Below are 11,984 nucleotides of genomic sequence, written 5' to 3' on the forward strand. Positions count from 1 at the left end.
TTTGCGACGTAAACGAAGCCTGTAAGGTCTCCCCTATTTTGTTATCACGGCTATTTGCAGTCAAAGACTCTAATCGACGATCGTTTTCAGTTGGATATATTTTTGAATGCTTTTCAGGTTATGGCCTTTTTGTTTCATGGAGTTGATAAAGGCGGGCGTGGTGCCGGTGCTTTTTGCACTGATCACTTCATTGATGGATACGTTCTCAAATCCCAATGCTGTATATTCTTTGATCAATGCAGGGGTGATGTTTTGTGATTTGAGTGACACTGCCTGGTTCAGGCTAAAGTCTTTGTAGCCCATTTCCTGGAAGCTTTTGATATAGTCGGGCGTTATATTCATTGACTTCAGCGGGATCACCTGCCGTGGTTTAAGGTCCTTGTAACCAAGTGACTCAAATGATTTTACATACTCGGGTGTTATGTTTTGCGACTTTATAGAGATGATATCATTGGCTGATATGTCTTTAAAGCCGGATGTCTGCAGGCTTTTGATGTACTCAGCCGTAACGCCTTGTGATTTCATCGATATGATCTTATTGGGAGACAGGTCTTCAACTCCTGTAGACTTCAATGAACTGGCATATTCAGGGGTTACGTTCAGGGATTTAAAGGAGATGATCTGATTGGGTTTAAGATCCTGAAATCCTGCCGCTTTCAGTTCTTTCACGTATTCGGCAGTGATGTTCTGTGATTTCATGGAGATCAGCTGGCTGTTGGAGAGGTCGTCCAATCCTGCTTCTTTCAATGACCGGATGTACTCGGGATTTATGTTCAGTGACTTGATGGCTACAATGTCATTGGGAGATACATTAACGTTGACATTGGAATTAACATTGACGTTGGAATTGGTGCTAACGCTTACTTCACCTTTATTATCTGATTGGCCCTTGCCGTCCTTTGACGCTGCTGGTTTTGTGGGAACCGCTGTAGCGCTGCGTACGTCAGCAATGTATTTGGCATCGATACCTTGTGATTTGAAGGAGATCAGTTGGTTGGCTGTTACATCGGGGTAACCGGCTTTGCGGATCTCTGCTATATAGGCTCCGTCGATCTTCAGGGATTTGAAAGGGATCAGGTTGCGTAGGGTCACTTCTTTGATACCGCTGCTTTTGATGGCCTTTATGTAGGCTTCGTCCACCTTCAGGGAAGCCATTGGGATCACGTCGTTTCTTCTCAGCTCTGTGTAGCCGTTGTCCTTCAGCATTTTTACATAGGCCTTCGTTACGTTGACCAGGAAGAAGGTCATTACATCTTTGTCGTGCCTGATCTCGATGCCTTCTTTCTTCATGGATTCAGCATAGTCGTTGTTGGGGGTAAACTTGTAACGGCCCATTCCCTGATCACCTTCGAAGCGACCGGAAAACTGCATGCTGCCGGCTTCGCGTGTTAGTGTGAATACACCCGCTTTGTCCCTGGGCAGTTCTCCCAGATCGCTCAGGTTAAAACTGGACATGTTGGAATAAGAGTTTTCGTCTTCATCATTCCTGAACTGGATAGATACTTTGCCTTCTTTGATGGTGGCAAACCAAACGCCTTCTGTTTCCATATTCAACTGGTCTGGATTGTGAATAGGCAATTTCTTTTCGGTAACGGGTGCGTTGGCATAGACTACCGGTTCGTTCAACAGGCAAACGAGGAATACGAGCATGGGTAGCAGGAAGCAATACTTCCAGGCTGTGTGGAGGTTTGATTTTTTTACGTTCATCATGGCTATTCTTTTTTTAAGGAGCGATTGATTATAGTTTGTTGTCAGGTTCAATGGGAAATGGGGCGCCGATACTTTGAGCAGGCTCATCTGGTAAGCTTCTTTTTCTACCCGGCTGTGGTTTACCAGTTGATCGTCGGTAAGGTATTCGAGGTTATTCTCCAACGCTTTGCGGTACTGCCACGCGAAGGGGTTGAACCATTGGAACACGATCACCAGCTCAGCCAGCAGCAGGTCGAAACTATGGCGTTGCTGTATATGTATTTTCTCGTGTTCGATGATCTGGCTGTAGGTTTCCCAATCATACTTTTCAGGATTGATAAATATATTGTTCCAGAATGAGCAAGGGGCTTTATCGCCCGTGAGCTCAACTATACGGAAGCGACCATCGCGTATTACCGGTCTTGTGTAGGCTCTGTATAATAGTGTAATAAGCTGTACCAGAAAGTTGATGGCAAAGACGATGACACCAAACCAATATAACCAACCGGCCCATTGTAGTGCGCGCTCCCAGGTGATGAGGGGCGTTTTCATTTCGCGGGTATTGTTGGTCGTGGTGGTGGCAGGTGTTGTATTAACAGCAGGTACCGGCTCCTGGGGCGTGATGGTTACATTTTCCAATGCAGGCGTTTCTGCCGGGGGCTGTACCAGGATGGTGCGGGCCTTGCGGAACGACCATTGTTGTGGCACCTGCACCAGTGGCAATCCGAAGGAGAATGCCAGGCATAGCAGCAGTATCCAGCGGTTGGCGCGGAAGAAGGTTTCTTTTTGCAGGAGTATCTTGTAAAAGATGAGGCTGCCTGCGAGGATGATCCCTGCATTGGTGATGTACTGCATCATTTGTTCTTCTTTTTAATGATGTTGACGATTTCGTTGAGCTCTTCTTCTGACAGGTTTTGTTCTTTGGCAAAGAAAGCCAGCATTCGTGGGTACGAGTTGTCGAAGTACTGGCTTACGATGTCTTTGATGGCGTGTTTCTGGTAGTCTTCTCTTTTAATGACGGGGAAATACCGGTACATGTTGCCTACTGCTTCATGGCTCAGGAAACCTTTTTCTTCGAGGATCTTTACCATCGTGGCTACACTATTATAGTGTGGCTTGGGATCGGGCAGGTGGGGGATGATGTCCCGGATGAATGCCTTTTCCAATTCCCAAAACGCGATCATGATCTGCTCTTCTCTTTTGGCGAGTTTTACCATTGTACTGCTTTATGGAACAATACTACTAATTAATTCGGAGTTCAACTAATTTATTAGGAGAATATTGGGAGGAGCGGTGGCGGAATAACTTCGAACGGCGGGCTACGCGCTGTGAGCGGGATGTTTTGGGACGGTCAATTAACTGATTGATATGCTCAAAAGTGGCCCGATCCATGTGTCAGCCATGCCTGAAGTGCGCTTTAACCTGCAAGGATGACACATGGCTGAGACATCCCTGCTATAATACCCGGTTTACGGTATTGACTTCGCTTTCAATATGTAGTAATTTCAGGCAATTCATAATATGGCGAGATTCGACGGCATACCTGCTTTTACGGGCACCTTTGGTTCCTTCTGCATTTACCAAATGCATGGCCGGTACTTTATGCGCGCCAGCAATCCGCTCACCCGTGACCGGGTTTTGCAAGACCCGGTCTTCCGGAAGACCATGGAGTATGCCAACCTGCTGGCCAAAGCATCGCGCATCGGGTCTGTAGTATATAGTGCTGTTCCGGCAAATAAAAAGCAACATACGCTGTATCGAAAAATTACGGGCGCAGCCATGTATTGGCTCAAGCATAACTGGACAACAGAAGATGTGCTGGATTTTTTGCTTAAGCTGTATACTGTCTCCGCGATAACCGTAACTAAAAGTGCAACGGTTACCGCAAAAGCTTCTGCGCAACCTGCAACACAACATCCGAAAAGAGGCACCCGCCGGCAGCATAAAACAATTCCCGACAAGTCTTCTCACCATCTTTATACTGACCTCAATTTGGGTGGCCCGTAAAGTTGAGCAGCCCGACTATGTGAAAAGTGCCTTATTATTGCGCCAATGAGTGAGTCTCTTTCCTTTGGCAGAACGCGGATAGCACCAACACCCAGCGGTTATTTGCATTTGGGCAATGTATTGTCGTTTGTGATCACGGTGGCGTGGGCGCGGCGTACAGGAGCGAAGGTGCTGCTGCGGATCGATGATCTTGACCGGGAGCGGTATCAGCCAGCGTATGTGCAGGATATCTTTGATACGCTCAACTTCCTGGAGCTGCCCTGGGATGAGGGTCCGCGTAATGTATCCGAATTTGAACAGCAGTATAGCCAAGTGCATAGAATGCCGCTGTATCAAGAAGCCTTGCAGGCATTGGCACAAGCCGGCCGGATTTTCGCCTGCACCTGTTCACGGTCCTCTTTGCAAAATACAGTTGCTTATCCCGGTACTTGTCGTGACAAACATTATCCATTGGATGCGGCGCAGGTGAACTGGCGGTTGTATGCTGATCCTACTACAGCTATTAATATTAAAGGGGTGCCTTCCGAAACTATCTCTACTACCCTACCTGCTTCGATGCAGGATTTTGTGGTGCGTAAAAAAGATGGATTTCCAGCTTATCAATTAAGTTCTATTGTCGATGATTTGCATTTTGGGGTAGACCTCATCGTAAGGGGTGCTGATCTGCTGCCTTCTACTATTGCGCAGCTTTATCTGGCTGCGCAGTTACCTGCTAATAACTTTCATAACATTGCTTTCTTTCATCATGCTTTGCTCACCGGCGCCAATGGCAGCAAGCTGTCTAAGTCTGCGGGCGATACTTCTATTCAATATCTCCGTAAAGAAGGTTATTCGCGTGCAGCGATTTACGGCCTGCTCGGTGCACAGCTTGGCATAGCTGAGCCCGTTAGCGATTGGTCTTCGCTTGCGGAACGGTTACCAGACCTGTTGCCTGCTACACACCTGCCTTCCTGATGGTGTCGAGTGTTTTGCGGAGGCCGGTTTCAGCAACTTTCTGCAAATCTTCTTTCCAATAATCGTTGTTGTACAATTCCAGTGAGACACAACCGGTGAAGCCAGTGCTCTTGAGGTCTTTCAATATCTTCGGTAATGGTAAAATGCCATCACCGGGATACACACGGTGTTTGTCTTCCAACTGCGCGATGGCTGGCGTGGCCGGTGCATCACCAAACTGAAAGATGGCGATGGACTTGCCACTGATCAGCGGCAGGCCGTCGAATCCTCCTTCAGAAATGTACATGTGGTAGGTATCGGGAATGATCATGGCGCCGGGATGGTTGGCATCGAGAGCAATGCCCATCGCCTGACCCATTGTTTTGAGGGGAAAGTATTTTACGAATACCAACGCAGGATGTATGTTAAATTCTTTCAAGCCAATTTCGATGATATCGCGGTAGCGGGCGGCAACATACTTTTGATCGTAATTATCACCTACTGTATTGGGAATGGTTTGTATATGTTTGGCGCCTACGTCTGCCGCCATGCGCATCCTGCGCCGTGTATCTTTCAGGGAGGCTTCGAATGCTTCCTTGCCGGGAGGTAAAGCATTCCATAAGCCGATCACGCTGGGCACAAACAGCCCAAGGTCTTTGATCTTTTTGCCGAGGTCTTTAAGGTTACCACCATCAGCTTCGTATTTTTCCAGCTCGCCGTCCCAGGGTTCTATGGCATCATAGCCTACTTTGGCGGCTATTTTTACTTTGTCATCTAAGGATGCAGGACGGATAGTAGCCGTGTCCAGGCATATGGGCCAGGGGCTCACGCCTTTCTGGTAGCGCTTTCCCTGTTGTGGTGTTTCGTTTTGTGCGGCCAATGTTACTGCCGGTGTTGCGGCCACAAGGCCAGCCATCGTTGTGAGGGAAAGGAACTCCTTCCGTTTCATAGTACTGTAGTTGGTTAGTGTTGCGGTAATTTACTAATCTTCCATGAATTATTGTTTATAGTATCTGTTGTATTGATTTTGTATTACTTTCAGTATAGACGGTTTCAACTTTTGTATCATGAAAAAAACGGTGAAGCATATTTTAAAGAAGGGCAAGTATAAGGTCAATGGCAGCCTGTGGATCGAGGGTGATGGCACGCGCTTCTGGGGGCCGGGGCCGGTGGAGCTGCTGGGCCATATCGATGCTACCGGGTCTATCAACCAGGCTGCGCAGAAAATGGGCATGTCTTACAAGAAGGCGTGGGAGATCGTGAACAGATTGAATGGCATGGCTACCAACCCTATGGTGATCACCGCAACCGGTGGTGAGAAAGGCGGCGGGTCTTCTATTTCTGCTGAGGCGAAGGAGATGATCACTTATCATAAGGAGCTGCGGGAGCGGTTCAAGCAGTTTTTGGAGGAGGAAACGAAGAGATTGGGGAAGTGACCCGATCGTTATATCTTTGAAGATATAACGCTTAAAATCGGCTCCTTTATGACCAAAAGACTGTTGGCTGCTTTGTGCATTGTTAGCATTTGTAATTGGGCGCAGGGTCAATCGACTGACCAGCCTGTTGTTTCCAACCTGAAAGACACTACACCTGCACCTATTTTTACTTTGGGTGAAGTGGTAATTACTGAAAAGAAAGGTTCCATCAATAATTATATCGGTGCGCGTAAGCTGCAGGAGTTTGCACGGAACGATGTTTCCAAAGCGCTGAACCTGCTGCCGGGCGTGAATGTGTCTGCCGTTGGCCCGCGCAATGAGGCGATGGTGTATGTAAGAGGGTTTGATCTGCGGCAGGTGCCTATCCTGATTGATGGCATACCGGTATATGTGCCTTATGATGGTTATGTGGATCTGGCGCGCTTCACGACTTTCGATCTTGCAGCTGTTCATATTTCCAAAGGATATACTTCAGTGATCTATGGTCCCAATGCCATGGGTGGAGCCATCAATCTCGTGAGCAGCCGGCCTGTTAAAAAGTTAGAAGTGTACGGCTCCAGTGGCTGGCTTTCCGGCGGCTATCGCATGAACGTGAATGTGGGAAGCAACCTTGGCAAGTTTTATATCCAGGCAGGCGCTTCGAAACTGAGCCGCGACTCTTTCCCGCTGGCAAATGACTTCAAAGCCAGCAAAACCGAGAATGGCGACTGGCGCAACAATTCGTACAGCACGGATGAGAAATACAGTATCAAAGTAGGCTTTACACCGAATAAGAAGTCAGAGTATGCGTTGAGCTACATCTACCAGCATGGCAAGAAGGGCACGCCCGTATATACCGGCGCCGATACGCTGAATGCGCAGTTCAGGAACCCGCGCTTCTGGCAGTGGCCTTATTGGGACAAGCAAAGTCTTTATTTCATTTCCAATACTGCTATCGACAGTCTGCAATATGTGAAGACGCGCTTGTATTACGATAAGTTCAAGAACCAGCTAAACTCGTATGACGACGCCACGTATACCAATATTTCACGTCCTTATGCTTTCAGGAGTTTTTATAATGATTATTCTTTTGGTGGCATTGTAGAGTATGGCCGCAGTCTGTGGCAGCAAAGGGATATCATTAAGGCCACTGTGCAATACAAGCAGGATGTACACCGGGAGAATAACGCGGGTGAGCCTATAAGGACCATGTCGGACAAGACTTTTACTGCTGGCATCGAGAATGAGTTTAAGGTATCTCCGAAACTATTGTTGTTGACCGGCCTCAGCTATAACAACCGGACAAGTATTAAAGCGCAGGACTATAACAGTACTACCAAAGTGGTGTCTGACTATCCTTCGAACGATAATGACGCTTTCAATATACAGGGTGGTCTGGAGTTCAGGCCGGATGCCAGCAATACTTTCAATGCATCTGTTTCACGCAAAACACGCTTTGCTACTACCAAGGACCGCTATTCTTATCGTCTTGGCACGGCCATCCCGAACCCAGACCTCGCTGCGGAGTTTGCCGTGAATTATGAGTTGGGCTATAAGGGTAATTTCAACAACCGCCTGCAGGTGCAGGCTGCCCTGTTTTACAGCAAGATCAACAACACCATACTGATGGTCAATAACGTGAAGTATGATTCGGTAAGAAAGGTGTGGCTGAGCCAGCTGCAAAATACCGGGAAGTCTGAATACATGGGTGGAGAAGCTGGCGTGGAATACCTGTTTGTGCCTGCGCTTAAAGGGGGCGCCAACTATACGTATGTAAAACGCAATAACCTTACTAATCCCAACGTCCGCTTTATCGATGTGCCTGAGCATAAGGTGTTTGCTTTTCTGCAATATCAGTGGAAGCAGTGGGTTTCGGTACAAGCGAATTATGAATATAACTCCAGCCGGTTCAGCACCAGTTATGGCGCAAAGGCCGGATCGTTTAATTTGCTGAATGCCCGGGCGCAGGTGCTGGTGTGGAAATATTTTTCTGTTGAGGGAGGAATCAATAATATTACTGACGTGAATTACTCGCTGGCGGAAGGTTATCCTGAGGCGGGAAGGAATTATTTCGCGAATGTGGTTTATAGGTTTTAAAAAAGCTGTGAGCGACGAGCTTCGAGCGGAAAACCTTTTGCGTTGAGGCGTTTACTTCGATAGGGGCAACCAGTCTGGCCGCTTTGAGCGGCCTGACTAACAGAACCTCGCAGAGCGACGCAGTAGTCTCTTGCTTCGATTAATATCTAAGTGATGCAGTATCGGTTTGTCAATATTGTTGTGGTGATTGCAGTGCTTGTGTGCCTGGGAGCTACAAGTGTTGATAGTGATCTACGGCCAACAATTGACAACAAGCGGGCAGGTACTCCTTTTAAGCTGGAATATCCAACGTATTTCGGCAACAGGATATTTATTCCGGCGGATAATCCAACAACGGAAGAGGGTGTGCAGCTGGGCAGAATGCTGTTTTATGAAACGAAATTATCGGCGAATAATCAGATCTCCTGTGCGCACTGCCATCAACAGGAACGTGCTTTTACGGATGGGCTGACTTTCAGCAAGGGAGTCGATGGAACGCCTACGCCACGCAACTCCATGTCGCTGGCCAACCTGCTGTGGATACGTAATTTCTTTTGGGATGGCCGGGTGAATGGCCTTGAAGCGCAGGCGCAAGTGCCGCTCACCGATCCGCATGAGATGGGTCAGGCGCTGGTCGCCTCTGCACGCAAGCTACAGCAAACAGCTTTGTATCCTCCCCTGTTCAATAAAGCTTTCGGTACGGCTACTGTATCCGGCGATCTGATTGTGAAGGCGCTGGCGCAGTTTGAAAGAACGCTGATCTCTGCTAATTCCAAATATGATCAATACCTGCGTGGCGCCTATAAACCCAATGCTTCGGAATTGAATGGTATGGCACTGTTCTTTGGCAACCCGGATATGACCCGGAACGTGCGAGGCGCCTCTTGTGGTCATTGTCATGGCGGCCCTAAAACGTTCAGTGAATTGTTTCATAATAACGGGCTGGACAGTGTGGCTACAGATGCCGGACGGGAAAAGATCACCGGTCAGTCGATCGACCGGGGGCGGTTCCGGGTGGCTACTTTGCGCAATATTGCACTGACTGCTCCTTATATGCATGATGGCCGCTTTTCTTCGCTGGAGCAGGTGGTGGATCATTATAACGAGCATATTCAACCCAGTGCTACGCTCAGTACTTTTTTGCAAAATAATCAACCGGGTATGGATGGTACAAAACTGGGTTTAACGGTTGCTGAAAAGAAAGACCTCGTAGCTTTTCTGCATTTGTTGACTGATTCATCTTTTATTACGGATAAACGCTTTTCCAATCCTTTTATTAAATAGTTTGTTTATGTCGATATCCCGCTTTTATGGTGTGTTGCTGCTGGCCTGTTTTTCTTTTTGCGTATCACAGGCGCAGGTAAAGGAAGCGCCAACTTATGTGAAAGTAACCGGTGAAGTAACCAAACCTTTGCAGCTTACCGTTGCCGACCTCGCCAAGATGAAACGTGCTACTGTTCAGCTAAAGGACCGTGATGGTAAGGATCATGCTTATACGGGTGTGGATGTGCAGGATATTTTGAACCTGGCGGGTGTTACTACCGGCGGACAGCTGCGTGGAGAAAATCTTTCCAAGTATATGCTGGTTCGTTGTGCCGATGGTTATGAAGTGTTGTTTTCTCTGGCAGAGCTTGATTCTGCTTTTACTGACAGGCGCGTGATACTGGCTGACGATCTGGAAGGGAAACCATTGCCTGCCGGTAAAGGGCCTTTCAGGCTGGTAGTACCGGGAGAGCACAGACCGGCGCGGAGTTGTCACCAGGTAGTGGAATTCGTGATACGATTTGCGAAAGATTAACAGAAAGCCCTTTGCTTCGACAGCAGATTTCTCACTTCGCTATCGCTTCGTTCGAAATGACAAAATGTGAGGCTACGCAGTAGTTTTGTTTCAAAACCGCTCTTAAACCGGTAGCAAATCAGCCTCCCCCACGATCTTCATGAGGTGTTGGGTCAACGTTTTCAAAGAGGCTGTTTTTTGCAGGCAACCGGTGGCCCCTTTCGATAATGCCTGCAGGCGGGTCGTTTCTGAAAAATCACTGGAGTACATGATGATGGGTACTTTGTCGATGCCTGGTTCATTCCTCACTTGTTCGAGGCATTCGATGCCGTTTATCTTCGGCATGTTGTAATCTATGAAAATATAATCGGGCAATACTTCTTGCAGTAATTGACGGGCCCGATCGAGGGTACTTGCCCAAACACAACTGTAGGGCAATCCAGCCAACTGGAGTGCCTGATCCAGTATCAATAGCTCTTCTTCATCATCGTCTATCAGCATGATCATCTTTTGCATATAATAAGGCGTTTGAATGGTTATTGGGCACGGGGCAAGCTTTATTAATCGTTCATATTAATAAAAAGGAACTAAGGTATGGCTGTTGTTGAGAGAATTGTGTTGACCGACAATGTCATGTATCACGGAAAGCATACTAAATCTATGCTTTTAGAGGGAGATGGCCAAAAAGCATTTATTCCCCAAGTTGGGGAATGCACTCCGCGTTCGAGCTGTGGCTGTATATGAAGGAGATATGTTTTATAATTGTTCTACAAACCTGCTATACCTGGTTCGTCTTGCAATGAACTCGGCTGCTTCGAGCAGATTTGCAGCTGTATGATCGGGTTTACGTAGTTCTTCGCCATTCCATATTATCTCTTTTCCACTGTCAAGGAGGATGGTTTTGCAACCTGCCAGGTTCCCAGCTTCCACATCATCCAGGGATTCTCCAATCATCCAGGATTGAGGCAAGTGGATATTGTATTCCTCCGATGCCCGCCATATCATATCAGGCCGGGGCTTGCGACAGGTACAGGTGGTGTTGTAGGGCCATTGTTTCCCCTGTGGGTGATGGGGACAATAGTACAAGCCCTGTAACCGGGTGCCATGTTCCTTTAATTGTTTGTTGGTTTGTATAAATACGGTATGGAGATCGGCTTCTGAAAAGCAGCGAAAAGCAATGCCGGGCTGGTTGGTGATCATAAACATCGTGTAATCCTGCTGGTGCAATAGCTGCAAAGCCTGGATCGTGTAGTCGTCGAGGGTAATGATCGATGGCTCTATCTCACAAGGAACATTTTTGTATGTTCCGTCCTTACCAAGAAATACTGCTCTGTTCATAGGTGTGCTGTCTGTAAAAGCTGTGCCAGGAGAAGTTGGAAGGTTGATGGGTTGACAGGTTGAAAAGGAAAGGCAGTGGTCTGGCCGCCTTGAGCGGCCTGACTGGTTTACTTCTTGAACATGGGTAAAGGGCGTAGGGGGTGTATGAATAGATTTTTTAATAGTTTTTTCATAAGAAACCAGTGAAAGCCACGGTTGGGATATTGTTGCCGGTTGTGGCTGATGTGTTGCTTATTGACCCCAAAGGTGCGGAAGCCGAGTGACACATCTATCCAGTCGGACTTGCGAAAGGTTTCGACCGTTTGCTGAAACGGTCCTGTATAGGGGCTGGTCTTATGGTGCCAGTTGATCATCGCGTTGCATTCGTCCAGCCACTGCCCCCTACCCGTTTTTTTGAGGTAGATATCGAGCTGGACGATGGATGGCTCGAGGTAATCGATGGTGTTGTTGGTCCAGATGCCGATATCGTGGAATACGGCCACGATGGCATACTTTTCTTCGTTGTTGTGATCGGGGTCGATGTGGCGGCAATTGTGGAAGACGCGGCACACATGGTTCCTGTATTTTTCGTAGTGGGCGCCAAGGTAGGGCTGGTAGGTATGCAAGATCGTATCGATGGTAGTCGTGGGCATGGCGGGTTGTTGGATGGGGTATTGTGTATTGTAAAGTTATCGTGCGGGCTGGTTTATTCCGATGGCTAAATGCGTGTAGCCGTTGTACAATTCGGGGTGGCGGCCTGCAGTTGCGTT

Annotated in this window: 12 protein-coding genes; 6 read left to right on the forward strand and 6 right to left on the reverse strand. The window is 47.8% G+C overall.

Annotation, left to right across the window (positions count from 1 at the left end; genetic code table 11):
- Positions 1 to 69 precede the first annotated feature (69 nt).
- Both AC5JBY_RS24780 and AC5JBY_RS24785 read right to left on the reverse strand, forming a co-directional pair.
- Complete coding sequence (locus tag AC5JBY_RS24780) at positions 70 to 2,547, reverse strand: M56 family metallopeptidase (RefSeq protein WP_495907358.1); 2,478 nt, start codon at positions 2,545 to 2,547, stop codon at positions 70 to 72.
- Positions 2,544 to 2,906 (reverse strand): BlaI/MecI/CopY family transcriptional regulator, encoded by a 363-nt coding sequence (locus tag AC5JBY_RS24785; RefSeq protein ID WP_495907359.1) that lies wholly within the window; start codon positions 2,904 to 2,906, stop codon positions 2,544 to 2,546. The genes AC5JBY_RS24780 and AC5JBY_RS24785 overlap by 4 nt, the downstream gene beginning before the upstream one ends.
- A gap of 304 nt (positions 2,907 to 3,210) precedes the next feature.
- Here AC5JBY_RS24785 and AC5JBY_RS24790 point away from each other — a divergent pair, with 304 nt between their 5' ends.
- Together AC5JBY_RS24790 and AC5JBY_RS24795 are read left to right on the forward strand one after the other, a co-directional pair.
- Positions 3,211 to 3,696 (forward strand): hypothetical protein, encoded by a 486-nt coding sequence (locus AC5JBY_RS24790; RefSeq protein ID WP_495907360.1) that lies wholly within the window; start codon positions 3,211 to 3,213, stop codon positions 3,694 to 3,696.
- A gap of 45 nt (positions 3,697 to 3,741) precedes the next feature.
- Entirely contained in the window at positions 3,742 to 4,650 is a 909-nt protein-coding gene (locus tag AC5JBY_RS24795; RefSeq protein WP_495907361.1) for a glutamate--tRNA ligase family protein, read from the forward strand.
- Here AC5JBY_RS24795 and AC5JBY_RS24800 read toward each other — a convergent pair.
- The gene (locus AC5JBY_RS24800) at positions 4,631 to 5,578 is read right to left on the reverse strand and encodes a sugar phosphate isomerase/epimerase family protein (protein WP_495907362.1); all 948 of its coding nucleotides are present in this window, start codon (positions 5,576 to 5,578) and stop codon (positions 4,631 to 4,633) included. The two genes, AC5JBY_RS24795 and AC5JBY_RS24800, sit on opposite strands and share 20 nt — an antisense overlap.
- Positions 5,579 to 5,696: 118 nt before the next feature.
- Between AC5JBY_RS24800 and AC5JBY_RS24805 the strand changes: the two genes are divergently transcribed.
- The 4 genes from AC5JBY_RS24805 to AC5JBY_RS24820 all read left to right on the forward strand — a co-directional run bounded on the left by AC5JBY_RS24805 (position 5,697) and on the right by AC5JBY_RS24820 (position 9,918).
- Positions 5,697 to 6,065, forward strand: a complete 369-nt coding sequence (locus tag AC5JBY_RS24805) for a winged helix-turn-helix domain-containing protein (RefSeq protein WP_495907363.1) — start codon at positions 5,697 to 5,699, stop codon at positions 6,063 to 6,065.
- Between the two features lie 48 nt (positions 6,066 to 6,113).
- Positions 6,114 to 8,141: a TonB-dependent receptor plug domain-containing protein gene (locus tag AC5JBY_RS24810; RefSeq protein ID WP_495907364.1), complete on the forward strand. Its 2,028-nt coding sequence runs from the start codon at positions 6,114 to 6,116 to the stop codon at positions 8,139 to 8,141.
- A gap of 153 nt (positions 8,142 to 8,294) precedes the next feature.
- On the forward strand, positions 8,295 to 9,404 hold the full coding sequence (locus AC5JBY_RS24815) for a cytochrome-c peroxidase (protein ID WP_495907365.1): 1,110 nt from the start codon (positions 8,295 to 8,297) through the stop codon (positions 9,402 to 9,404).
- Positions 9,405 to 9,411: 7 nt separating this feature from the next.
- Positions 9,412 to 9,918 (forward strand): molybdopterin-dependent oxidoreductase, encoded by a 507-nt coding sequence (locus AC5JBY_RS24820; RefSeq protein WP_495907366.1) that lies wholly within the window; start codon positions 9,412 to 9,414, stop codon positions 9,916 to 9,918.
- Between the two features lie 102 nt (positions 9,919 to 10,020).
- Here the strand turns inward: AC5JBY_RS24820 and AC5JBY_RS24825 are convergent, their stop codons facing one another.
- The 3 genes from AC5JBY_RS24825 to AC5JBY_RS24835 form a co-directional block, all read right to left on the reverse strand.
- Complete coding sequence (locus AC5JBY_RS24825) at positions 10,021 to 10,413, reverse strand: response regulator (protein ID WP_495907367.1); 393 nt, start codon at positions 10,411 to 10,413, stop codon at positions 10,021 to 10,023.
- Between the two features lie 240 nt (positions 10,414 to 10,653).
- Positions 10,654 to 11,235, reverse strand: coding sequence for a D-glycero-alpha-D-manno-heptose-1,7-bisphosphate 7-phosphatase (locus tag AC5JBY_RS24830; protein ID WP_495907368.1), 582 nt, complete (start codon positions 11,233 to 11,235; stop codon positions 10,654 to 10,656).
- 107 nt (positions 11,236 to 11,342) lie between these two features.
- A complete protein-coding gene (locus AC5JBY_RS24835; protein ID WP_495907369.1) occupies positions 11,343 to 11,867 on the reverse strand; it encodes a hypothetical protein in 525 nt (174 codons plus the stop codon).
- Positions 11,868 to 11,984: the final 117 nt, after the last annotated feature.

This window comes from Paraflavitalea sp. (assembly GCF_059502485.1).